16 protein-coding genes are annotated in these 23800 nt (G+C 65.3%); 7 read left to right on the forward strand and 9 right to left on the reverse strand.

Features of this window, described 5'->3' with window-relative positions; all coding sequences use genetic code 11:
• The first annotated feature begins 701 nt into the window (after positions 1 to 701).
• Positions 702 to 1157: a hypothetical protein gene (locus tag VFZ97_04565; protein HEX6392688.1), complete on the forward strand. Its 456-nt coding sequence runs from the start codon at positions 702 to 704 to the stop codon at positions 1155 to 1157.
• 90 nt (positions 1158 to 1247) lie between these two features.
• On the opposite strand, the gene VFZ97_04570 is transcribed toward VFZ97_04565, so the two are convergent.
• The gene (locus VFZ97_04570; GenBank protein HEX6392689.1) at positions 1248 to 1568 is read right to left on the reverse strand and encodes an MmcQ/YjbR family DNA-binding protein; all 321 of its coding nucleotides are present in this window, start codon (positions 1566 to 1568) and stop codon (positions 1248 to 1250) included.
• A 196-nt stretch (positions 1569 to 1764) separates the two neighbouring features.
• On the opposite strand from VFZ97_04570, the gene VFZ97_04575 reads away from it, so the two are divergent.
• Genes VFZ97_04575 through VFZ97_04590 form a run of 4 tightly spaced genes read left to right on the forward strand, consistent with a single transcriptional unit; the run spans position 1765 to position 6572 of the window.
• The gene (locus VFZ97_04575; GenBank protein HEX6392690.1) at positions 1765 to 3141 is read left to right on the forward strand and encodes an FAD-binding oxidoreductase; all 1377 of its coding nucleotides are present in this window, start codon (positions 1765 to 1767) and stop codon (positions 3139 to 3141) included.
• 10 nt (positions 3142 to 3151) lie between these two features.
• Positions 3152 to 4705 (forward strand): acetolactate synthase large subunit, encoded by a 1554-nt coding sequence (locus VFZ97_04580; GenBank protein HEX6392691.1) that lies wholly within the window; start codon positions 3152 to 3154, stop codon positions 4703 to 4705.
• Between the two features lie 54 nt (positions 4706 to 4759).
• Positions 4760 to 5629 carry an alpha/beta hydrolase gene (locus tag VFZ97_04585; GenBank protein HEX6392692.1) on the forward strand — a complete coding sequence of 290 codons (870 nt, stop codon included), beginning with the start codon at positions 4760 to 4762 and terminating at the stop codon, positions 5627 to 5629.
• Between the two features lie 31 nt (positions 5630 to 5660).
• Complete coding sequence (locus tag VFZ97_04590) at positions 5661 to 6572, forward strand: ERCC4 domain-containing protein (GenBank protein ID HEX6392693.1); 912 nt, start codon at positions 5661 to 5663, stop codon at positions 6570 to 6572.
• On the opposite strand, the gene VFZ97_04595 is transcribed toward VFZ97_04590, so the two are convergent.
• Positions 6544 to 8289, reverse strand: coding sequence for an alkaline phosphatase family protein (locus VFZ97_04595; protein ID HEX6392694.1), 1746 nt, complete (start codon positions 8287 to 8289; stop codon positions 6544 to 6546). The genes VFZ97_04590 and VFZ97_04595 overlap by 29 nt on opposite strands.
• Positions 8290 to 8450: 161 nt before the next feature.
• On the opposite strand from VFZ97_04595, the gene VFZ97_04600 reads away from it, so the two are divergent.
• Positions 8451 to 9914, forward strand: a complete 1464-nt coding sequence (locus VFZ97_04600; protein HEX6392695.1) for a hypothetical protein — start codon at positions 8451 to 8453, stop codon at positions 9912 to 9914.
• Here the strand turns inward: VFZ97_04600 and VFZ97_04605 are convergent, their stop codons facing one another.
• Both VFZ97_04605 and VFZ97_04610 read right to left on the reverse strand, forming a co-directional pair.
• Complete coding sequence (locus VFZ97_04605) at positions 9915 to 10529, reverse strand: response regulator (GenBank protein HEX6392696.1); 615 nt, start codon at positions 10527 to 10529, stop codon at positions 9915 to 9917.
• Positions 10529 to 15496 (reverse strand): HAMP domain-containing protein, encoded by a 4968-nt coding sequence (locus tag VFZ97_04610; protein ID HEX6392697.1) that lies wholly within the window; start codon positions 15494 to 15496, stop codon positions 10529 to 10531. Before VFZ97_04610 ends, VFZ97_04605 begins: the two co-directional genes overlap by 1 nt.
• Before the next feature lie 99 nt (positions 15497 to 15595).
• On the opposite strand from VFZ97_04610, the gene VFZ97_04615 reads away from it, so the two are divergent.
• A complete protein-coding gene (locus VFZ97_04615) occupies positions 15596 to 17620 on the forward strand; it encodes a SpoIIE family protein phosphatase (protein ID HEX6392698.1) in 2025 nt (674 codons plus the stop codon).
• A 9-nt stretch (positions 17621 to 17629) separates the two neighbouring features.
• Here VFZ97_04615 and mtnA read toward each other — a convergent pair whose 3' ends face one another.
• The 5 genes from mtnA to VFZ97_04640 are packed head-to-tail and all read right to left on the reverse strand — an operon-like array spanning position 17630 to position 23793.
• Positions 17630 to 18613, reverse strand: coding sequence for an S-methyl-5-thioribose-1-phosphate isomerase (gene mtnA, locus VFZ97_04620; protein ID HEX6392699.1), 984 nt, complete (start codon positions 18611 to 18613; stop codon positions 17630 to 17632).
• Positions 18603 to 19376 (reverse strand): enoyl-CoA hydratase-related protein, encoded by a 774-nt coding sequence (locus VFZ97_04625; protein ID HEX6392700.1) that lies wholly within the window; start codon positions 19374 to 19376, stop codon positions 18603 to 18605. The genes mtnA and VFZ97_04625 overlap by 11 nt, the downstream gene beginning before the upstream one ends.
• A 31-nt stretch (positions 19377 to 19407) precedes the next feature.
• Positions 19408 to 21609, reverse strand: coding sequence for an EAL domain-containing protein (locus tag VFZ97_04630; GenBank protein ID HEX6392701.1), 2202 nt, complete (start codon positions 21607 to 21609; stop codon positions 19408 to 19410).
• Positions 21609 to 22073, reverse strand: coding sequence for a response regulator (locus VFZ97_04635; GenBank protein ID HEX6392702.1), 465 nt, complete (start codon positions 22071 to 22073; stop codon positions 21609 to 21611). The genes VFZ97_04630 and VFZ97_04635 overlap by 1 nt, the downstream gene beginning before the upstream one ends.
• Positions 22066 to 23793, reverse strand: a complete 1728-nt coding sequence (locus VFZ97_04640; protein ID HEX6392703.1) for an ATP-binding protein — start codon at positions 23791 to 23793, stop codon at positions 22066 to 22068. The genes VFZ97_04635 and VFZ97_04640 overlap by 8 nt, the downstream gene beginning before the upstream one ends.
• Positions 23794 to 23800 lie beyond the last annotated feature (7 nt).

A 23800-nucleotide genomic window follows, 5' to 3' on the forward strand; every position in this document is an offset into this window, starting at 1 on the left:
CCGCCTTTAAGTAAGCAATGACTGCGTAGGCGTCGAGGACCGTCACCGCTTCCGGGACGCCTCACCCCGGCGAGCCTGATGGCGGGCCCGGTCAGACTCGGGTCCTCGCCGTCTGTACTTACCTTCCAGATCAGCGATCGGTTGATCGGATAAGGGGCGCATGACCACTCGATGAAAATAAGTGTGGGGTGACGGGAACCGACCCGGCTGCTCGATTCGTCATACGGGCGTGAAGTGTGCTCGTCGATGGCAGTGTCTCGGTGCTGTGAGACGACAAGTAGCTACGACCCCCTCTGTCCTCCCTTGCCGGGTACCACAGGAATCGTCGAGTTCAAAGAGACGACTGCCGAGTCGGCCAGTTGTGCCGCCGAACCCCGAAGTGGAACGTCGAGCGTGATCGCTCTTGGATGTCTCGCAGGAACGGGATTGAGCACATCCGCCATTGCGTCTTCCTCGGACACCACTGTCGCCATGGGACGGCTGTTGTGAACGCGGTGACCTTTCGCGATATCGGCTCGTGTTTCCAAACCAACGTGAGGGTCCGAGAGTCGCATATGTCGCTGAGAGCGATCAGGGTGCTTGGAGTTGTAGCAGCGGTGTCGCTCGGCGCGTGCGACTCTCCAGCGCCGCGGAGCGAAGGTTCCCTCCAAAGTGACCACTCGACTTCATCTGGGCATTCAGCCGCCTCTTCGATTGCAACGGTGGCCGGTGTTTCCGGGGAATGCAAGACCAGGGATGCCCGCAGGCAGCGGCTGCCGACCATGCCCGCCCCGCAACGGGCAACGCGGCCAAGCCACCTAGGACCCGGCGCAGGGAGTGTCGGAGGACATTCCGCGGACCTCTTACCAGTACCACTCGGGGCAGTCGCCAAGGTAAGGGCCAGCGCCGCATGGGCGACAGCGCACCTGCCAAGCGCCGGCGGTGGCACCGCGGCAATCGTTCTGGGCACCTACCCGGGCGAAGTGCCGGGCAGCCCCGATCCGGTGACAGCTTGGCTCGTCTACGCAGCAGGTGTCGCTATAACCAACGGATACCCGTGGCACCCTGCCCCTCCTGTGTATGGCATCAGAGGCCCGTGCGCGTTCGGTTACCTCGAAGTCTTTGTCGACGCCACGACCGGCAAAGTCCTGCAAGAGGGTTACGACATGGGCCCATGAGAAACGGGGCCCTGGCTTAAAGGATCGGCCAAATCAAATGTTGCGAGCGCATCAAGTTACGACCCGTCGAAGAGAAAATTCTGAAGTTCGTCACGAGTCGCCGAGGAGCAGGACCAACTGCCGAGGCGCGGTCATCCTGAACGCATCGGTTATCAACTCCAAGACTTCGGTCCAATCGACATGCGCGGTGTCTAACCAGTACCCGACCCAGCCTCGATGACCGAGGTAAGGAGGCACGAAGTACTGATCGGACTGTGCTGAGATCAGCGCCGCCTGATCTCCTGCGGGTGCCTTGCAGATCAAGGCGAGTCGTCCATCGCCGTGGTGGTCCTCGGTGAAGTAGGCGAAGGTTCGTTTCTTTACCATGTAGGCGATGTGGAGCCCGCGCTCGCCTCCGGGGCGTTGAGTCACCTCGGGCAGCTTGTTGCAAATGCGGCCGATCCGCTCCTTGCATTGTAGTGCGCCTGGGAGTGCCACAGATCGTATTCTGCTACGGCACTAGTCCTAGAAGCTCAGTCAGATCCCTTTACACCGGCGAACCCATTGCGGCCAGGCCCGCCCTTGACGAAGCGCTCATCGACCCGTCGTCTCGTGGCAAGCTGATCCCGTGGGCGATCCGATTGCGGCCGAGCTCGAGGGCATCGTCGGCCGGGGCAACGTCCTCGCCGGCGCCGAGATCAAGGACGAGTACCTCCACGACGAAGCCCTCGGCCTCGAACCGGAAACGCCTCGGGCCGTGGTGTTCCCACGGGACGCCGGCGAGACCCAGCAGATCGTGGCTTGGGCCAACGCCACCCGCACAGCGCTCACGCCGAGAGGCGCCGGCACCGGGCTGTCCGGAGCGTGCATCCCGTCGCGAGACGGCGTGGTCGTGGCCTTCGAGCGGATGAACGCCATCCTCGAGATCGACAACGACAACCACGTCGCAGTCATCCAACCCGGCGTCACCCTCGAGCAACTCGACGCCGAGACGGGCCGGCACGGCCTCGTCTACCCGACCTTCCCCGGCGAGCTCAGCGCAAGCCTCGGTGGCAACGTCGCGACAAACGCCGGCGGCATGCGCGCCGTGAAGTACGGCGTCACCCGCCACCAGGTCCTCGGCCTCGAAGCGGTCCTCGGCACGGGTGAGACCATCCGCACCGGTGGGAAGTTCGTGAAGTCCACCGCGGGCTACGACCTGACCCAGCTGATCATCGGCTCGGAGGGCACGCTCGCGCTCGTCACCGAAGCGATCGTTCGCCTCTACCCGCGCCTGGCCCATAAAGCAACCGTGCTGGCGCCGTTCGCCACGCTTTCCGAATGCACCGGCTCGGTCCCGAAGCTGATCCACACCGGCATCGGCCCGCTGATGGTCGAGTACATCGACCTCGTCACCATGGCGGCCCTGGTGAAGACCGGCGACCTCGAGCTCGGCGTTCCCCCCGACATCCGCGACAAAGCGCTGGCATACCTGGTGGTCGTACTCGAGAACAACCAGGAGGACCGATTGGACGAAGACACCGCTCAAGTGGCCGAGCTGCTCGCGAACCAAGGAGCCCTCGACATCTACGTGCTGCCACCGGCCGCCGGCGATCAGCTGATCATCGCTCGGGAAAAGGCGTTCTGGGTGGCGAAGGCGGCGGGCGCCGACGACATCATCGACGTTGTCGTTCCCCGAGCCGACATCGCCCCGTTCATGGACGACGTCGCGGCCATCGCCGGCGCCAGCGGTTCGTGGGTTTCCGGATGCGGGCACGCCGGTGACGGCAACGTCCACCTGTCGGTCTTCCAGTCCGATCCGGCAAAGCGCCAGGAGGTGATCGAAGCGATCCTGCGCGCCGGCACAGGCAGGGGCGGTGCCATCTCCGGAGAGCACGGAATAGGCAGAGGAAAAAGGAAGTACCTCGCCGCCATCGAGGATCCCGCCAAGCTCGACCTGTGGCGGCGGATCAAGACGGCGTTCGACCCCAACCACATCCTCAACCCGGGAGCGATCTTCGAATGACTGATCTCATATGAACGGCGCGTCCGCTCTTCTCCGCACCTTGACGGGTGCCGGCGTCAACACGTGCTTCATGAACCCTGGCACGTCGGAGATGCATTTCGTCGCCGCACTCGACGACGTGCCCGAGATGAGGGGAGTGCTCGCGCTGTTCGAAGGTGTCGCGACCGGCGCCGCCGATGGGTACGCGCGCATGGCAGACCGACCGGCCGCCGTGCTGCTGCACTTGGGCCCCGGTCTCGGCAACGGCATCGCCAACCTGCACAACGCGCGCCGCGCGGCCAGCCCGGTGGTGAACGTCGTCGGAGACCACGCCACTTACCACAAGCAGTACGACGCACCTCTCGAGTCGGACATCGACGCGCTTGCGTCCAACGTCTCCGGTTGGGTCCGCCGCTCGATGAAGACCGCCGAGTTGCCGGCCGACGCCGCAGCCGCGATCTCGGCTGCGTACGGGCCGCCGGGCCAGGTGGCCACGCTCATCCTGCCGGCGGACGTGTCGTGGTCGGAGGGGGCTGAACCGGCGCCGGCGCCCCCCGTCCCTGGTCTAAGGACTCCGGATCCCGATGCGGTCAGCTCGGTCGCCGCCGCGGTCCGCAGCGGACGACCCGTCGGGTTCCTCGTTGGAGGCCGAGCTTGCCGCGCGGACACCCTCGCCCTGGCCGGTGCCGTCGCCGCAACCCACAAGGCCAAGCTCTTTGCCGAAACTTTCCCCTCTCGCCTGCAGCGGGGCGCCGGGCGGGTCGCCCCCGAACGGCTCGCGTATCTCGGCGAGATGGCGGTGGCGCAGCTCGAAGGCCTCTCGCACCTGGTGCTCGTTGATGCCAGGTCTCCCGTGTCGTTCTTCGCTTATCCCGAAAAGCCGAGCGATCTTGTTCCGGACGGAGTGCAGGTCCACACACTGGTCCGTCCGGGGGACGACGCGCGGGCCGCCCTCGAAGCTCTGGCTGCCGAGTTGGGTGTTGACCCCGCCGCCGCTCCGACTACATCCCCCGGCCGCCCTTCCGCTCCCGAGAGCGGCCCCCTCACGGCCGACGCGCTCGGGCTGGCCATCGGCGCCTTCCTACCGGAGGACGCGATCGTGGCCGACGAGTCCAACACCTCCGGGCTGTTCATCTCCGGCGCCACCGCCGGCGCCCCTCCCCACGACTGGCTGACCCTCACCGGCGGGTCGATAGGTATCGGTTTGCCTCTAGCGGTCGGCGCGGCCGTCGCCTGCCCGGACCGCAAGGTGCTCGCCCTCGAGGCAGACGGCTCCGCAATGTATACAGCCCAGGCGCTCTGGACCATGGCCCGCGAGGGTCTCGACGTGACAACGGTGATCCTCTCCAACCGCAGCTACGCCATCCTCAACATGGAGCTACAACGCGTGGGAGCGGCCGCTGGCGGGCCGCGCGCGCGGTCGATGCTCGACCTGCACGACCCGGACTTGGACTTCGTTGCGCTGGCCGCGAGCATGGGCGTCCCCGCTACCCGGGCCGACACCGCTGCTGACTTTTCCGATCAACTAGCGCGCGCGCTGGCCACCCCTGGCCCGAATCTGGTCGAGGCGGTCATCAGCCGCTAGCTCACGGCAAATCCGACCGCACCGACCCTGGACCCCGGGGGCTACCGTCACGTTGTGACCGACACCCGGATCATGGAGTTGCCGGATGGCAGGGAGCTGGCCTGGTTGGAGCTCGGCGATCCCGCGGGTAGGCCGATCATCGGCTTCCACGGAACCCCTGGTTCCCGCAATCAGCTCGTCCTGGACGAGGCACCCGTGCGATCCGCCGGCATCCGGTTGATTTCAGTCGATCGTCCGGGCTACGGGCACAGCACTCTGCGTCCGGGCAGGCGCCTGGTTGACTGGGCGGACGACGTCGCCGGGCTCGCAGATCACCTGGACTTGGAGCGCTTCGGTGTAATCGGTCTATCGGGTGGCGGAGCGCATGCGCTGGTGTGCGCCGCGTTCTTCCCCGAACGGGTTTCAGCGGCAGGGGTGATCAGCGGAGTCGGTCCGTTGTCGGCGCCCGGCGACGAAGAGGGGATGATGCCGCTCAACATGCTGGCCACCCGGATCGCCCGCCGCTCGGGGAAAGCTCTGCGGGCGATCTTCGGCATGGCGGTGTTCGCCCAGCGTCGGTGGCCCGAGCGAGCGCTTGAGGGCATGAGCAGGCAGGTGCCAGCTTGCGATGCCGAGATCCTCGCTCGACCTCAGGTCCGCGAAGCGTTCATCAGAGACATGCGCAGGTCGTCGGCCACTGCCGGTAAGGCAGCAGCCCAGGACTTCGAGCTGTTTTCGCGGGACTGGGGTTTCCGGCTGGAGGACATCAAGGTCCCCGTTCATTTTTGGCAGGGAGACGCAGATCGGAACGTGCCACCCGCCCACGCCAGGCGCATGGCCGCCGCGGTGCCCGGAGCCGTGCTCCACGAGGTGCCGGGAGGTGGACACCTGATGGTGGTCGACCGCATCGCGGACATTCTGAGCACCCTTCGACCGCTGATCTAGTCGGCTCTAAGCTCGGTTGAGCCGAAGATCCATGAACGAGCTGCTGATAGCCACCAACCCTGATGCCGACTCCAGGCTGGGCTACCTCTTGTGGGTCCCCGTTGGGGAGGGAATCGTCTTGCGGACTTCCGGGACCTGGCCGCGCGCGAAGGCGCTCTATTGCCATCCCGTACCAGCCGGCGATTGGCCCGAGGTTCCGGAAATCATCGAACGCGTTCCGCTGCGCTCGTGCGTTCGCCGCGGAGCCGCCATAGACATAGTGGCCGACCGATCCCGCGAGAACCGCTCGCAACTGGTGTTCACGACCGCCCGCGGCCGGGACGCCGTTTTCTGGCAGTCTCCTCGCACCCGCAAGCAAGCGCGGCCGTCCGTCAACCTCCCCACCGCCAAAGCGGCCGGTGTCGCAGAGCTCGAGATCGTCGTCGACGCCCACGAGCGCTACGCCTACCGTTTCTCCGGCCAACAAGTGCGAACGACCAAGGCGGCGCTGCCCTGCGGCGACTACGGGATCATGGTCGACGGAACGCTCGTCGCCTCGGTAGAACGCAAGTCCGTTCCGGATCTCATCTCCAGCCTCACCACGGGCAAGCTGCGCTACGCCCTTGGCGAACTCGCCGTTTTGCCTCGTGCGGCGGTAGTGGTCGAGGATCGTTACTCTCAGATCTACAAGCAGGATCGTTTCCGTCCCGCGTTGATTGCGGATGGACTGGCCGAATGCCAAGTCCGCTGGCCAAACGTCCCCATCCAATTCTGCGAAACCCGCAGCCTTGCGGAGGAGTGGTGCTATCGCTTCCTGGCTGCGGCGTACGCCTGGGCCAGGGCTGAGCCCGCCGCCATCCAACGTATAGGTGTCACGACCGAGGATCTACCGGGTGGTGCCGGTGCCCGAAGGCCCCGGCACCACCTGCGAGCTGCTACTGACCTTGACCCGTCGACGGGTTGAGGAACAAGACCGGGTTAGTACCGGTCGGGGTGCTGAAGTCGAACATCGAGTTGAGCTGCCCCGAGCCGACGTCCGCGGAGCCCTCGATCCGTCCGAGGTGCCAGTTGTCTTCGACGAATCGAGTGATGGACGCCTGGTTGGTGAGGGTGTGGTCCACGTAGTTGGAGCGGGACCAGGGCGACACCACCACGAGCGGTTGGCGAGGCCCGTACCCGCAGCGGCCAAGCTCTCCGGCCAGTGGCCCGTTGCCTGATTGGGTGTTGCCACACCGACCTGAACCGGTCAGGGCGTCGGCGACTCCCTCCGACGGATTGGTCACCCCCGAGTTGGCGTGGTCGTACCAGCCGTCGGAATCGTCGTAGGCGATGACGACTGCAGTGCTGGCCCAGTCGGGGGTCTTCTCCAATGCGTTGATCTCGTTGACCACGAACTGCTGCTCGTCGATGGGGTCGGAGTAGAACGCGTGGCCGTCCTGGTAGCCGGGCGCCTTCAGGAAGCTGACCGCCGGGAGCGAGTCGGGGCTTAGGGATCCGCCTGCTATTCCGGACAGGAGCTGGTTGAACACGCTGAGGTCGTAGTTGTGGTTGGCCGTGTCGAAGTTGGGTTGGCCGCTGGTGTAGGTCTGCGTGTCGGTACCTACTGCCTGCAGCGACGCCGGTGCCAGGTGATGGGGGTTGGCCGTAGAGGAGTAGTACTGGAACGGCTCGTGATGCGCGATGTAATCACCCTTGAATCCCCATTGGCCGGTTCCACCGAGCGCGACCCCAATCGGATGCTTGGCCCCGCATACGGCCCGCCCGGTCACGTTGAGCGGGTTGTAGGTGCCGGCGGGAGTTCCCGGTCCGCTGTAGGCGGTGGTGGGAGCGAATCCTCCCTGGAACCATCCCCATGAGAGACCTCTGGCGTTCAGCAGGTCACCTATGTTCTGGCCGGTGAGCCCGACGGAATTCCGACTCGAGCAGTCGTCGTAATAACCCTGCGGGTCGCCGATCAGACTGTCCGTGCCGTCCCCGCCACTGACCACATCGGCGTTGGGCTGGTTTCTGGACACATTGCGTATCTCGAGGGCTGGGTTCACCCCGCCGGTGTCGCCGGACACCAGGTTGATGGCACCTGGCGCGGACGGTCCGAAGGTTGTGCTGTAGGAGTTGTCGCTCATCGCGAAATGCTGGGCGTAGTTCCACAACCCGGTCACGGTGTTCCCGTCGTAATAGTTCATGACATCGGACGCCTGGCAGGTTTGGCCGGTTGCAGACTTTCCACTGCCGGTGCCGACCGACGAGATGAAGGCGTCCATCTTCCCGTTGTCGAACGCTTGCTGCTCCGAGGTGTAGTCGTGGTTCTGGTCGCAGGTGAGCAGATCATTGGTGCTGGTGGGGTCGTAGCGGCGGGGATTGACCCCGTTGGGGTTGTTGGTCAGCAAGGTCCCCCCACCCGGCGAAGCGGCTGACAGCCCGTTAACGGAGGGTGTTCCAGGCGCGGCGGTGAAAGTCTGGCCACTCGTGTTGGCGGCTACCGGATACGTGCCGAAGTAGTGGTCGAACGACACGTTCTCCTGGAAAATGACCACGAGGTGTTTGATCGGGGTGGCCGGGTTCCCCGACGCAGCACGCACCGGTTGGGCGGAGGCGCCGCTCAGCGTTGGGATGGCCAGCGCCGCCGCGGCACCTACCGCAGCGATAGCCGACTTGGCGATTTTGCGGGTTCGTAGCGTCATGCCAAGACTCTTTCCAAGTGACGTGAAATGCCGCTGTACGCAAGATGCGCAGTGATTGACCGGAAGGTGAACTCTTTGCCCCCGGATGCGCTGGACGCTTGAGCGGGCTCAAACCAGGTGTCACAGGGGGAATAGACGCCCCGACGGCGAACATCCCCCGCATGCGATCCAGCCGGTACCTGGTAGTGCTGTCAGCCGTCGTGGCCGCGACCTCGATCGGGTTGACGACCACAGCTCGCGCCACGGATCCTCCGCCTGACCTGATCCCGGCCCCTCCGGTGGTTCCGCCGAGCACGACGCCCCCGACCCCGATTGGAACGCTGGGTCCGCCTGATCACGTCATCACCTTCAACGGGGCGGTGACCAACCCGACCCCGTTGCCGCTGGTCAACTCCCCGGCGCCGCTGGTCTGCGGCCCGGAGTGCCAGGAGTTCACCTTTACCAACGCCGGCACCCATGCGTTTCTCGTAGCGGTCCACAGCAACGTGACCGCACCGGACGGCACGTTCAACGCCAACGACGGTTTCGACCTATACGTATACGACCCGTCAGGAACGCTGGCCGCGGCGGGTAACGGGATCGGCGCCAACGGCCAGGCGGTCTCGGTAGCACAGCCAAAACCCGGGAAGTACACGATCGTGGTGACGTTCACCTACGCCGAGGACCAGAACGCCTCCTATCAAGGTGAAGTGCGTCCAATGTTTGGATCTACCTGGAACCCACTTCCCTGCACACAGACAACGGTGAACGGCGAAGCCGGCTGTTACGACTTGCCAGTACTGCAGGCGCTTCCCCCATACGCCCTCGCCGTCAACGGGCTGCCCCCTGTCGCCTCCACCCCATTGGGCTTCCCGTTCCCGGTGTCCGCACCGACCCCGACGTCGTGCTACGTCGACGAGACGGTCCCCGTCGGGAACCCTTCCGTCGGTGCCGTTCAGCATCCGACCCTTCGCTGCCTTCGATTCACCAGCGACGTTCGCAATGCCGGTGCCGGGCCGCTGGAGGTCCGCATCCCGCTCGTGACGGCCGGTTCGGCCGGAGTGTCGAGTGCGTACGTACCCGGTCAGTGCCACGCCGAACAAGTGCTCACCACATCGACGGGCACCGGCGTGACCCGTCCCGCCGGAGATTGCCTGTTTCACGTACAGCACGCCCACTTCCACTACACCGATCTTCTCGGATACACGCTCTATGGTGTGATCCCCGGTACGACCCCGCTCGGAACGATCGGCGCACCGGTAGCAACGTCGGTGAAGGCTTCCTTCTGTCTCACCGACGACGACTACTGGGGTTTCCGCTCCCCGACGACGAACGCAACCCGCGATTTCGTCGGGCAGCCGGGATGCAACCTTCCGGCGAATGTCGGGCCCGACAACAGCTTCATCGACGAAGGAATCAAGCCGGGTTGGGGAGACGTGTACACCTGGGACACGCCCGGCCAGTACATCGACATCACCACCACGCCTGACGGGATCTACGACCTCGTCGAGAAGACCAACCCGACCGGCGCTCTGCTCGTCGCCGGACCGGCCCAAACCTGCTCGCTGACTCAGCTCAAACTCACTGCGACGTCGGTATCGGTCCTCGGAACCCAGTCCTCGGTGGCCTGCCCGGCTGGCTCCTAGCTACGGCCATCCAGCTTCCGGCGACGTCAACGAGTCGTGCGGCATAACCCGCTCGCGGATCCCACGTAGCCGGTCCAGCGCTTCGTCGAGCAGGGGCCCGGTCTCCCGGTTCTCGGCCATGGTAAGCAGGCGTTCGATCTGCGCTAGGTCACCATCGAGCGCCTGGCCTGACAGCTCGGCCAGCTGCCCCTGCATCTCGCGCACCCGAGCTTCGAGATGCCGTCGCTCGAGGTAGAGCTTGAGGAACACCTGCACCTTCGCTCGCAGCATCCACGGGTCGAACGGCTTGGCGAGGAAGTCCACCGCGCCCGCGGCATATCCCCGGTACGCCTGGTGAGCCTCGTGGTCGATAGCGGTCAGGAAGATGATCGGTATGTTCCGGGTGCGCGGCCGGCTCTGGATGTGTGCCGCCGTCTCGTACCCGTCCATCTCGGGCATCTGTACATCCAGGAGGATGAGGGACACGTCTTCGCCGAGGAGGCACTTGAGCGCCTCGGAGCCGGAACGGGCGCGTACGAGCCGGTGCCCGAGGCTGCTGAGAATTGCCTCTAGCGCGAGGAGGTTCTCCTCGCGGTCATCGACCAGCAGAACGGTCGCCGGCTCCACGTTGGTCATCAGGAGCTTGCCGCGCCGTCGTCAGCCTGGGTGCTCGGGCGGAGCAACCTGCGCATCGAGCTGAGAAGTACTTCGAGGTCCACGGGCTTGGTGATGTAGTCCGAGGCCCCGGCTGCGAAGCTTTTTTCGCGGTCGCCGCCCATCGCCTTGGCGGTGAGGAACAGTACCGGCAGGTCTTCGCGACCCGGAATCTTTCGAATCGCCAGGGTCGTCTCGTTGCCATCCATCTCCGGCATCATGACGTCCATCAGCACCAGATCGATTTCCGCGTGTTCGTTGACCATCTGGAGTCCGCGAACGCCGTTGTCGGCGTAGAGCACGCTTGATCCGTGCAGCTCGAGAGCGCTGGTCAGGGCGAAGACGTTGCGCACGTCATCGTCCACCACCAGGATGGTCCGGCCTTCGAGGCTGTGATCTGGCACCGAGCGACCGTCGTCGTCCAGCGGAGGAGCGGAGACGATCGGCCCCCTGCCGGTGCGCTCTCGCTCATGGGGCACGAGCTGATCCGCAGGCGGCAGCGACGCGGTATCGATCCCCGGGAGCTGGCGGGGGACGACGAGCGTGAAGGTCGACCCGCGTCCAGGCTCGCTTTCCACGGTGATCGTTCCCCCGAGAAGCTGAGCGATCTGGCGGCTGATCGACAAGCCAAGGCCGGTCCCGCCGTAACGCCGGCTCGTGGTGCCGTCCGCCTGCTGGAACGCCTCGAAGATCTGCGCAAGCTTCTCCGAGGCCACACCGATCCCGGTGTCGATGACCGAGAATGCAATTGCTTCGTCGCCATTGCTTTCGGTTCCGAGCGCGGCCCGCTGGGTGACGGTGGGCAGCCCGGCGTGCAAGGTGACCTGGCCGGCATCGGTGAACTTGAAGGCGTTGGACAGAAGGTTCTTAAGGATCTGCCGCAGCCGCTGCTCGTCTGTGATCAGCTGAGCAGAGAGAGCCGGATCGACAGTCACCGTGTAGTCGAGATTCTTCTCCTCGGCCACCGGCCTGAACGGCTCGAGCAGGCTGTCGCACAGGGCTCTCACGTCGACGATGCTGGCCTGCACGTCCATCTTGCCCGCTTCGACCTTGGAGAGATCGAGTATGTCGTTGATCAGCTCCAACAGGTCAGAACCGGCGCGATGGATGGTGCGTGCGAACTCGATCTGCTTCTCGGTGAGATTGCGGTCCTGATTGTCAACGAGAAGCTTCGCCAGGATGAGCAAGCTGTTGAGCGGAGTACGCAGCTCATGGCTCATGTTGGCGAGGAATTCGCTCTTGTACTTGGACGCGATCTCGAGCTGCATCGCCTTCTCCTCGAGGCCTCGACGGGCGGTTTCGATTTCGCTGTTCTTGGCCTCGAGGTCCTGTGACTGTGCGGTGAGCAGCTGGGCCTTTTCCTGGAGCTCCGTGTTCGCCCGCTGCAGCTCCTCGGACTGAACCTGAAGCTCCTGGGTGAGGCGTTGCGACTCCGACAGGAGCTGCTCGGTACGGGTGTTGGCGATGATGGTGTTGAGGACGACGCCGACCGTATCGACGAGCTGCTGCAGGAACATCAGGTGTTGCTCGCTGTAAGAGCCGAACGTCGCCAGCTCGATGGCCCCGAGTACCTGCTCCTCGAACAGCACCGGAAGGACTATTACTTCGGCGGCCGGAGCGTCGCCGAGCCCGCCCCCGATGTGGAGGTAGCCCGCCGGCGCCCCCTGGACCCGGATCGGGCGCTTCTCTACCGCGGCCTGGCCGATCAGGCCCTCGCCGGTCAGGAAGCTCTTCGGCTGCCCGGTGTATGCGTACGCAGAAGCCATCTGGAGCAACGGCTCGTCGCCGTCCAGCGAGGAGTCGAGCAGGTAGAAAGCCCCCTGCTGAGCTTCGACCACGCTGGTCATCTCGCTCATCAACATGGCGCACAGCGCTTCAAGGTCGCGCTGCCCCTGCATGCGGCCGCCGATCCGTGCCAGGTTGCTGCGAAGCCAGTCGGTCTGCGCGTTCTTCTCGGTGGTCTCGCGCAGGTTGGCGATCATCTGGTTGATGTTGTCCTTGAGCTCCGCGACCTCACCCCGGGCGCTGACGGTGATCGACCGGGTGAGGTCACCCCGGGTGACCGACGTGGACACCTCCGCGATCGACCGCACCTGGGTGGTCAGGTTGCCGGCGAGCTGGTTGACGCTCTCGGTCAGGTCACGCCAGGTCCCCGAAACCCCGGCCACTTCGGCCTGCCCTCCGAGCCGGCCTTCGGTGCCGACCTCGCGGGCCACGCGGGTGACTTCGTCGGCGAACGAGGAGAGCTGGTCGACCATGGTGTTGACCGTGTCCTTCAGCTCCAGGATCTCGCCTCGCGCGTCGACGGTGATCTTCTGGGACAGGTCACCGCGCGCAACGGCGGTGGTCACTTGGGCGATGTTGCGGACCTGGTCGGTCAGGTTCGCCGCCATTGAGTTGACCGAGTCGGTGAGGTCCCGCCACGTTCCTGACACGTCGTGGACGCGCGCCTGGCCACCGAGCCGCCCGTCGGTTCCGACCTCTCGGGCCACGCGGGTGACTTCGTCGGCGAAGGAGGAGAGCTGGTCGACCATGGTGTTGACGGTGCTCTTCAGCTCCAGGATCTCGCCCTGCGCGTCGACGGTGATCTTCTGGGACAGGTCACCACGGGCCACCGCGGTCGCGACCTGGGCGATGTTTCTCACCTGGCTGGTGAGGTTGGCGGCCATGTAGTTGACGTTGTCGGTGAGGTCGCGCCACGTGCCCGATACGCCTTCCACCTGCGCCTGGCCGCCGAGGCGGCCTTCGGTGCCCACCTCGCGGGCGACGCGGGTGACCTCGGCGGCGAAGGAGGAGAGCTGGTCGACCATGGTGTTGATGGTCTGCGCGAGGGCCGCCACCTCGCCCTTGGTGTTCACGGTGATCTTCTGCGAGAGGTCGCCTTCGGCCACCGCGGTGGTCACCTGGGCGATGTTCCGCACCTGATCGGTGAGGTTGGCGGCCATGTAGTTGACGTTGTCGGTGAGGTCGCGCCACGTACCCGAGACGCCTTTTACCTGGGCCTGCCCGCCGAGGCGGCCTTCGGTGCCCACTTCGCGGGCGACGCGGGTGACCTCGTCGGCGAAGGAGGAGAGCTGGTCGACCATGGTGTTGACCGTGCTCTTCAGCTCCAGGATCTCGCCCTGCGCGTCGACGGTGATCTTCTGGGACAGGTCGCCGCGCGCAACAGCGGTCGCGACCTGGGCGATGTTTCGCACCTGGCTGGTGAGGTTGGCGGCCATGTAGTTGACGTTGTCGGTGAGGTCGCGCCAAGTACCGGACACGCCCTTCACGTGGGCCTGCCCGCCGAGACGGCCGTCCGTTCCGACCTCACGGGCCACGCGGGTCACTTCGTCCGCGAACGAGGACAGCTGGTCGACCATGGTGTTGATCGTCGACTTGAGTTCGAGGGTCTCGCCGCGCACGTCGACGGACACCTTCTGGGACAGGTCGCCGTTGGCCACCGCGGTGGTTACCTGCGCGATGTCGCGCACCTGGTCGGTCAGGTTGGCGGCCATCGAGTTCACCGAGTCGGTCAGCGCCTTCCACGTGCCTGCCACGCCGGGCACCTGCGCCTGGCCGCCAAGCTTTCCTTCAGTTCCCACCTCTCTGGCGACGGTGATCACCTGCTCGGCGAACACGCTGAGCGTGTCGGTCAGAGAGTTGATGGTCTCGGCCAGGGCCGCAACCTCGCCCTTCGCACCGACGGTGATCTTCTGCGAAAGGTCGCCCCTCGCGACTGCGGTGGTGATCTGCGCGATGTTGCGCACCTGGCTGGTCAGGTTGCCGGCCATCGAGTTCACCGCGTCGGTGAGGTCCTTCCAAGTGCCAGCGACGCCGGCCACCTCGGCCTGTCCGCCGAGCCTTCCTTCTGTACCCACTTCGCGGGCGACCCTGGTTACCTCGTCGGCGAACGAGGAGAGCTGATCGACCATGGTGTTCACTGTGCTTTTCAGTTCGAGGATCTCGCCTTGCGCGTCGACGGTGATCTTTTGAGAAAGGTCGCCCTGAGCCACGGCGGTTGCGACGTAGGAGATGTTGCGGACCTGGCTGGTCAGGTTGGCGGCCATGTAGTTGACGTTGTCGGTCAGGTCGCGCCACGTCCCCGAGACGCCTTTCACCTGTGCCTGCCCACCGAGGCGGCCTTCGGTGCCTACCTCACGAGCGACTCTGGTCACCTCGTCGGCGAACGAAGAGAGCTGGTCGACCATCGTGTTGACGGTGTTCTTGAGCTCGAGGATCTCGCCTTGCGCGTCGACGGTGATCTTCTGGGACAGGTCGCCCTGGGCCACAGCGGTGGTGACCTGGGCGATGTTGCGGACCTGGCTGGTCAGGTTGCCGGCCATGTAGTTGACGTTGTCGGTGAGATCCCGCCAGACCCCCGATACACCTTTAACCTGGGCCTGTCCGCCGAGCTTCCCTTCGGTGCCGACCTCACGGGCGACCCTGGTCACCTCGTCGGCGAAGGACGAGAGCTGATCGACCATCCGGTTCACCGCCGCACCGATACGCCGGAACTCGCCCTTCACCGGCTGCCCGTCGATCTCGACCAGCATCTGCTGCGAGAGGTCGCCGGCCGCGACCGCCTCGATGACCCGGGCCACTTCGGTAGTCGGGCGGACCAAGTCGTCGATGAGGCTGTTGATCGCGTCTACCGAATCGGTCCAGTCACCGCCCCCGGTGGAGGTCGGCAGCCGCTCGGCCATCCTGCCCTCACGGCCGATAAGGCGGCTGATCCGGGCCAGCTCCTTCGCCTGCTGCTCCTGGCGTGCGGCGAGCTCGTTGAGCTTGGTAGCCAGGTCCCCGATCGGCCCCGGGATAATGGTGACCCGTTCCGAGAAGTGCCCGTCGAGAAGCCGGTCGACCGCGGCCGCCAACTCAGCGAGTTCCGCCCGGTCCACCGACACCGTTCTCTTCGTGGACTTCGATGCGGCAGCGATGCCGCCCTCTTGAGCGGTCAATGTGGCCATGCCCGTCCTCCCTGCCCTCCAACACCGACCCCGACGCCGGCAACAGTTCCGCCTAGTATCACACACGCTGACGGCGAGCGACCAGGGAACTGGACGGGTATGAGCGCTAATACCGGGGCTACTGCGGAGATGACGTCTATTTCGCTGTCTCTTCAGCCGGTCCCGGAATCGTCCAGGCACGCCCGGCGGTTCGTGGCCAGCGCCCTCGCCGGCGACCGGTGGGACAGCGTCCGGGAGACGGCCATCCTGCTCACGAGCGAGCTGGTGACCAACGCGCTGCTCCATTCGGCCAGCACGGCAGAGATAACGGTGTCCCTGACCGACGAGGTGACCGTCTCGGTCCGGGACGCCGACACCGGTCCGCTCTTCAGCCGAGCCCCTTCGGGGGAGCTGGCCGAGGGAGGCAGGGGGATGCTCCTCGTCAACCAGATGTCCGAGAGGTGGGGTACAGAGCACTCCCGCGGCCGCAAGACCGTCTGGTTCTCTCTGAGCCCGTCGGTCGATGGGGCCGACTCGATGCCTGAAGAGCCCGGCGAACCGGTGGCCACCGAAGGGGATGTGCCGCCGGCGGTGGTCAGCGACCGGCGGCTGTCCGCACTGATGATGGAGCGCGAGTTCGAGGCGTATCTCAACCCGCGTGAGCAGGTAGCGGAGATCCTCCAACGTGCGGTCACCGCACTCAATGCTCGCGGAGCTGTGCTGAGCTCAGGACCAGGTGATCCGGTCACGGTCGGGAGCCCGGAGGGGCTGTCGCACCAGCAGCGCCTGCACGTCGGCGGCGAATCGCCCGGTTATCTCACCGTGTTCTCCGATCGGGAGCTCGACGAGGAAGAGGAGGCGTTCCTGCGCCTCGCAGCCCAGCGCCTCGCCCTGAGCCTGGCAAGCAACCAGCTGCTCGACGCCGCGCGCAAGCGGCATGCCGATATGGAACTTCTAGCCGAGGCCACCGAGCTTCTGGCGGGTTCGACGAGCATCGCACACGTTCTCAGCCTGTCGGTTCAGATCGTGGTCCCGGATCTGGCCGACTGGGCAGTCGCCTACGTAGTCGACATGCGCGCGCGAGCGCGTCGGGTCACCGCGATGCACAACGATGAGAGCCGGGTCGACTCGGTCCTTGCGTTTCTGGATTCGGATCCGGAGTTCGGGAGCACACTGTCAGCCGCAGCTCAAAGCGGTGAAGTGGCTCGATTCATCCGCCCGGTGACTATTGATGGCGCGACGTTCCAGGTGCTGGTGGTTCCTTTGTTGTCGCGCAGTCAAACCTCGGGCCTGCTCGTCCTCGGGCAGCCCGAGCCGCTCGAAGCCACCGACCACCTGGCCATACTCGAACTGAGCAGGCGGGTCGGCCTTGCACTCGACAACGCCAATCTCCACGAGCAGGTCGCCGCGGCGGCGACTGCTCTGCACGAGTCGCTCGTACCCTCCTCCCTGCCTGCGTTGAACGAGCTCGAGCTGGGCGCGCGCTACTTTGCCGCCACCCCGAGCGTGTCCGTCGGAGGTGACTTCTTCGACGTGTTCAAGCTGCCCGACGGGTCGGTAACTCTGATCATGGGTGACGTCTGCGGAAAGGGTCCGGCCGCTGCTGCGCTGGCGCGGACCAGCCGGGACGTGTTGCGGCTGTTGCTTCACGACGGCTGGTCGGCGGTCGAAGCTCTGCGGCGGTTGAACGTCGCATTGCAGAGCGAATCCCACCAGGAACGGTTCGTCACCGTTGCCGTGGCGCGCTACCAATCAGGCGATACGGGTGGCGTTATGAGGGTATGCCTCGCCGGGCACCCACCACCCTTGTTGGTGCGCAAATCCGGGTACGCGGAGCCTCTCGGAAAGCCAGGGGGGCTCATCGGGTTGCTGCAGGACGACGCGCTGACACTCCAGGAGGTGGAGTACTCGGTCGAGTTCGACGAAAGCGTCGTGCTGTACACCGACGGGGTCACAGAGGCCAGGCGGGGGAGCGAGCTGTTCGGAATGGACGGGCTCGTCGAGGTTCTCGACGGCGCGGGCGGGACGAGTGCCCAGCGGCTGGCCGATTCGGTTCATGACGCGGCCGCAAAGTTCGGAGCGAATTCGCTCCGGGACGACATGGCCGTGCTCGTGGCGAAGGCTCTGTCCCGGAACTCGGGTTAGGCAATCCCTTTAAATGGCAACGAGCCTGGCGAGCGCCGGCTTGTACGGACGAGCCGCAATGCCGGCGTCGGTCACGATCGCAGTGACCAATCGGGCTGGTGTCACGTCGAACGCCGGATTGCGCACGGAAACCCCCTCGAGGACTGAGGTTGTTACTTCGCCCGGCGCCCGTTGCTCGATCTGTATGTCGGTACCGCTCCTGCACCGAAGGTCGAGTGTCGACACCGGAGCTGCCACGTAGAACGGGAGACGATGGTGACGGGCGACCACGGCCAGCATGTACGTGCCGATCTTGTTGGCCACGTCACCGTTGGCTGCAATGCGGTCCGCCCCCACGATCACGCAGTCCACCTCGCCGTGGGCCATCATCGACGCGGCGGCGCCGTCGACGAGAACGGTCCCCGGGATGCCAAGGCGGCTCAACTCCCACGCAGTTAGGCGGCTCCCTTGCAGAAGCGGTCGAGTCTCGTCCACCCAGACCGAGACCGCCTTGCCGGCTTCGTGCGCGGATCTGACGACGCCGAGCGCGGTACCGAACTCGACGCAAGCCAGAGAACCCGTGTTGCAATGAGTGAGAACTCGTGCGCCGTCCGGAAGCAGCTCAGCACCGACCGTCCCAAGGCGGCGGTTCCGCTCGGAGTCCTCCTCGGCGACGCGGATCGCCTCGGCGACCGGATCCGGCGAGGCAAGCGCCCTCTCGACTCCCCAACGCAGATTCACCGCGGTCGGGCGGGTCGCGATCAGCCGAGCCGCCGACCCGGGCAGATCTTCGCCGCTGCTGGCGGCGAGGGCGACGCCCATTGCACCGGCCGCACCCAAAGCCGGGGCTCCCCGGACCGCGAGGGTCGTGATCGCGTCGCACAGTTCTTCGACCGTCGAAGCATCGATGAAGACCAACTCGCCCGGGAGGCGCCGCTGGTCGATTAGCCGGACCGTGCCGTCACGCCACTCGATCGTCGGCGGTATGGCGCCTACGCCAAGGTCAGCGCTCAACCCACTTGGCGGGACGCTTCTCGAGGAAGGAGGCCATTCCCTCCTGCCCGTCCGCTGTCTGACTCGCAGCTGCCATGACTTCAACCGCGTAGGCGTACGCCTGCTGCTGGTCCATTCCGAGCTGCTCGTAGAGGGTGTGCTTTCCGATCGCCTTGGACATCAGGCTCCCGCGTGTGGCGCGCTCGAGTAAATCGACGGTTGCCGATTCCAACTCGTCGAGGGGGACCACCCGGTTCACCAGCCCCCACTGAAGCGCAGTGTGGGCGTCGACGGTGTCGCCCGTGAGCGCCATCTCGAACGCCTGCTTTCGCCCGACCGCGCGGCCCACCGCCACCATCGGAGTGTGGCAGAACCACCCACCCTTTCCGCCCGGGGTGGCGAAACCCGCCCCCTCTGCTGCGACCGCCAGGTCCGCTGCCGCGACCAACTGGCATCCGGCTGCCGTCGCCAAGGCATGCACCCGCGCGACGACCGGTTGGGGAATCCCTTGCATCGTGTTCATCAACTCGGTGCAAGTCCAGAGGAGCTCTCGCATGGCGACCAGGTCGGCGCCCACCATGTCGGCGAAGTCGTGCCCGGCGGAGAAGACCGGTCCGTTGCCGGCAAGGATCACGCCCCGAGCGTCGCTCTTTCCGACCTCGACAAACGCGGCCGTCAACTCGCGCATGTGCTCGAGCGACAGGGCGTTTCGCCTCTCCGGCCTGTTCATGGTGATCGTGGCAAAGGGCCCGTCGCGCTCGACTACAACCATCTCGAACCCCATGAGGAGACTCTACTGCCGGCCCGGCCCCTCGTTAACGGGAAGGTACGGCGGTCGCCGTGTCGACCGGCGTGCCGGGCCCTTCGGGCCACGAAATCGACCGGCCGCCGCGACTCCTCAGTCCCTTCCACTTGTTCGGCAACTGGCTTCGCAGGATGTCCTCGACTTGCTTCACAGGAGCGGGTCTGAAGAACAGGAATCCCTGCCCGAGGGTGCAGCCCAGTTCGCGCAAGATTCGGAGCTGGTTCTCCGTCTCTATGCCTTCTGCAATGACGTCCAGTCCCAAGCTGTGCCCGAGTGCGACGGTCGATCGGATGATGGCCTCGCTGCCGCCGAGTGCACCCAGGCCGGCGACGAAGCCCTGGTCGATCTTGAGCGCGTTGACGGGAAAGCGGTGGAGCGCGGCCAGCGACGAGTAGCCCGTCCCGAAGTCGTCCAGTTCGAGGCCAACACCGGTGGCGCACACCTCTGACGCGACCCTGGACATCCGGTCGGGCTCGCGCATGAGGCTTCCCTCGGTGATCTCGAGGCGCACGACCCCTCCCGGCAGCCCGGCGGATGAAATCGCCTCGAGGATTTCGTCGGGGAAGTTCGGCTCGTCCAGTTGGGCCCCGGAGACGTTCACGCTCATCCGCACGTCGTCCGCGACCAACCCTGCCTGCCGCCACGACGCCAGAGTGGTGAGTGCAACACGGAGCACATGTCGGCCGAGCAATGTGATCAGGCCGGTTTCCTCGGCCAGTGGAATGAACTGGCTCGGATCAAGCGAATCCCACCCTTCTGGCCAACGAGCGAGGGCCTCGAAGCCGTGGATCCGGCCGGTGTCGAGTTCGACCACGGGCTGGTAGTGCACCCCAATGAGTGATCGCTCGACAGCTTCGCGCAGAGCGTTGTGATGGGTCAGGCGGTCGGCGATCCGGCGGTGCATACCTCCGTCGAACACGGCGTGGCGGGCCCGACCGCCGTGTTTGGCCTCGTACATGGCGATATCGGCGTTGCGCAATGCTTCGGATGCGGTCGTGCCGTTTGCCGGCAAGGCGATCCCGGTGCTGCACGTCACGAAGAGCCGGCGACCGTCGATCTCGAACGGGTGCTCCAAGGCTTTGTGCAACCTGTCGACGACCTCGACGGCCGGCGTCTCCGGAGCGGCGGCTGGAAGATCATCGAGGAGCACGGTGAACTCGTCACCTCCGAGACGAGCGACCGTGTCGCCGGGGCGGAGTTCCCGCCCAATGCGGTGGGCGATTGCAATGAGCAGCTCATCCCCGACGCTGTGGCTGAACGTGTCGTTGACAAGCTTGAAGCGATCAACGTCGAGAAACAGAAGCGCGCAGCCCTTGTCCTTGTCCCTTTTACCGCGCTCTATGGCCCGCTCGAGCCGGTCCATGAACAGCGCCCGGTTTGGGAGGCCCGTCAGCGAGTCGTGCAGCGCGTCGTACTGGAGACGGTGCTCGGTCAGCCTTGCAACCGTTATGTCGGAGAGGGAGCCGGCCATCCGGACCGGCTTGCCGGCGGAGTCCCTCACCGCCATTCCACGGGCGAGCATCCAGCGGAACGATCCATCTTGGTGGAGAATTCGATGCTTCGACTGCAGCAGCGATGTGCGGTCGCTCAAGTGTGCCTCGATGGCTACCTGCAATCCCCGCAGGTCGTCTACGTGCACCCGGTCGAACCAAGCGGACGAGTCTTCTTCGCGCGCCGTCTCGGACAGCCCCAGCAACACGCCCCACCTTGGCGAGTAGTACACCCGGTCGGAGAGGAGATCCCAATCCCAGATCCCATCGTTGACCGCGCAGGCGGCCAGGGCGTAGCGCTCCTCACTCACGGCAAGGTCGCTCAAGGCCTGTTGGTGACGGATGGCGTAGCGGATCGATCTCTCGAGCGCATACGGGTTGAGCTCCTGCTTCAGCAGGAAGTCCGTCGCTCCGAGCGCGCTCGCCTCGAGGTCGATCTCAAAATCACTCTGCCCGGTCAGGATCAGAACGGGGGCACGCGAGCGAAACGCGAACGCTTCGCGAACCAGTTCAAGCCCGGTGTGGCTCCCCAAGCGGTAATCGACGAGGTAGACATCGTGTCGTTCCTCGCCGATCGTGGCCAAGGCATCCTCGAAGTCCGAGCACCATTCGACCTCGAACCGAGCGCGGTCCTGCCCCGCGAGCATGTCCTTCGTGATCGTGTAATCGTCCTCGTCGTCCTCGACAAGGAGGACCCTGATCCGCTCTTGCCTGGACGGCATCAACGCTTCGGAGCCTCGGGCAGCTCTACCAGCTCGAACCAGTATCGCTGCCACGTTCGCATGACCTCGACGAGCCCGCCGAAGGTGACCGGCTTGGTTATGAACGAGTTGACGCCGAGGTCGTACGTCCGGAAGATGTCCTCCTCGTCCTTCGAGGTCGTGAGGACAATGACCGGGATGCACCTGAGGTTGTCGTCCCCCTTGATCTCGGCAAGGGCTTCGCGGCCGTCTTTCTTGGGCATGTTCAGGTCCAGGAGGATCACGCCTGGTCGCGGGGCGTCAGCGCCCGGATGGGCGTACTCACCTTGCCGCCGGAGGTAATCCATCAAGTCCTGCCCGTCGACCACGAACCTCATCTCATTGGCCAGATGGGAGTTCTGGAGGGCCTCGCGTGTCATCTCGCGGTCTTCCTCGTCGTCGTCGGCCATCAAGATGGTTACCGGGCGGTGGCCGTTCTCAGGCATTGGCGAGCTCCTCTACAGACTCGGGGCCCGCTTCTGGATCGGATGGGGCTGAGTGGTTTTGCAGCGGGCCGGCGCCCCTCGCGGGGAACTCGACCGTGAAGGTGGACCCGACTCCGGTTACCCCTTCGGCCGAGATGGTCCCGCCGTGCCGGTCTGCGATCTTGCGGCATAGCGAAAGCCCGATACCGGTTCCGGGGTATTCGCTCCTGCCGTGGAGCCGCTCGAAGACCCGGAAGATCCGCTGGGCGTATTGAGGTTCGAAGCCGATGCCGTTGTCGCGCACCGTCAGGTGCAACATGCCCCGTTCGATCGTCCCTTCGACGGTGACGTCGGGCCTGACGCCGAAGCGGTGGAACTTCAGCGCATTTCCAACAAGGTTGAGCAGCAGCTGGTGCATCTGAAGAGAATCAGCTCTAATCGTCGGCAAGGGGCCGGCGTGCACCGCGGCTCCCAGATCGGTTATCTGGGTCTCGAGGTCCGAAATCACCGCGTCCATGACTGCCGACAGATCGACGTCCTCGAACGGGCGGCCCTGAGTCGACACCCGGGAGAACCGGAGAAGGTCCTCGATCAGCCTCTGCATCCGTTCGGCTGCCGCGTTGGTCCTTGCGAGGTAGTCCCGTCCCTTCGGGGACAGGCGTTCGGTCTCCATGACGGTGAGCTGCTCGGTGAAGGTGCGCACCTTCCGGAGAGGTTCCTGGAGGTCATGGGACGCGATGGAGGCGAACTGGTCCAGCTCCTCGTTGGACCGTGCCAGCTCCGCTGCCCTGCGTTCCAAGGTCCCATTGAGATCCACAAGCTCCTGGTTGACCACGCCGAGCTGCTCGTTGGCGTCGCTGAGCTGCTCGGCGGAACGCAAAGCTCGCCAACCCAACAGAAGTGCGAAGAGCGAAACCACTGCGAATGCCACGAAGAGGATCCACGGAACTTCCTGCCGCCAGCCGCTCACGCTCGCGAACAGCGCGCCGTCTGGTGAGGTAAGTACGACCCGCCACGTCGAGTTGGTGAGCTTCTGCTGCTGGAAATACGTGTCGTGAGTGTCGGCGGTCGGGTGGGCAAAGGCCTCTGCCGCCCCGGGTACCGCCAAACGCTGCCCGACCGCGACCTTGGGATTCGTCGACGCGAGCACGACGTTGTTCCCGTCAACCAAATAGTTCAGGGACCCCTTCACCCCCGGGACGTGCGCCAGCTCACCCTCGATGAACTGGCTCAACGCCTTTGGAGTGAACCCGGTTACGAGAGTCCTGGTTCCGAAGTTGGTGGGAAAGGAGACTGCGAAGTCGATCGCCCCGGTTTGCCCGTAGTCGTTGAAGTTGCCGAGCCCGTAGGGATGACCCGTCCGGAGCAGGGCCAGCGCCGCCGAGTTGCTCAGCTCCGCTCGGGCTTGAGGCGTAAAGCCTGACGACGCGGCCAGCAACTGCCCGTTCGAATCGAGCAGCGCGGAGTAAACGTCTCCCTGGGTAAGCGAGGATTGCATCTGAGCTGCAGTCACGACCCGCCCCCCGTAGGTTTGGGAGTCCTGCGGTATCTGCTGCTGAACCGACTGGAAGAGACTGTCGATCAGCGCGGCGGACAGGGTGGCACGGTCGCGGATCTGAACCTCGACGTTGTGCCGCGACCTGGCCTGATTGCTCGATAGCTCCAATGCGAAGACCGCGAGCAGCGCGAATACGACGCAGGCGCCCACCGTAATGATCAAAGCGGTCTTATTGACCTTCACTCCCCAC

Source organism: Acidimicrobiales bacterium (assembly GCA_036378675.1).
Lineage (GTDB): Bacteria > Actinomycetota > Acidimicrobiia > Acidimicrobiales > Palsa-688 > DASUWA01.

Excerpts from the sequence above, each read along its gene's own strand:
- VFZ97_04580 (HEX6392691.1), top strand. The coding sequence starts at position 3,152 with ATGAACGGCGCGTCCGCTCTTCTCCGCACCTTGACGGGTGCCGGCGTC.
- VFZ97_04590 (HEX6392693.1), top strand. The coding sequence starts at position 5,661 with ATGAACGAGCTGCTGATAGCCACCAACCCTGATGCCGACTCCAGGCTG.
- VFZ97_04595 (HEX6392694.1), bottom strand. The coding sequence starts at position 8,289 with ATGACGCTACGAACCCGCAAAATCGCCAAGTCGGCTATCGCTGCGGTA.
- VFZ97_04600 (HEX6392695.1), top strand. The coding sequence starts at position 8,451 with ATGCGATCCAGCCGGTACCTGGTAGTGCTGTCAGCCGTCGTGGCCGCG.
- VFZ97_04605 (HEX6392696.1), bottom strand. The coding sequence starts at position 10,529 with ATGACCAACGTGGAGCCGGCGACCGTTCTGCTGGTCGATGACCGCGAG.
- VFZ97_04610 (HEX6392697.1), bottom strand. The coding sequence starts at position 15,496 with ATGGCCACATTGACCGCTCAAGAGGGCGGCATCGCTGCCGCATCGAAG.
- VFZ97_04615 (HEX6392698.1), top strand. The coding sequence starts at position 15,596 with ATGAGCGCTAATACCGGGGCTACTGCGGAGATGACGTCTATTTCGCTG.
- VFZ97_04625 (HEX6392700.1), bottom strand. The coding sequence starts at position 19,376 with ATGGGGTTCGAGATGGTTGTAGTCGAGCGCGACGGGCCCTTTGCCACG.
- VFZ97_04630 (HEX6392701.1), bottom strand. The coding sequence starts at position 21,609 with ATGCCGTCCAGGCAAGAGCGGATCAGGGTCCTCCTTGTCGAGGACGAC.
- VFZ97_04635 (HEX6392702.1), bottom strand. The coding sequence starts at position 22,073 with ATGCCTGAGAACGGCCACCGCCCGGTAACCATCTTGATGGCCGACGAC.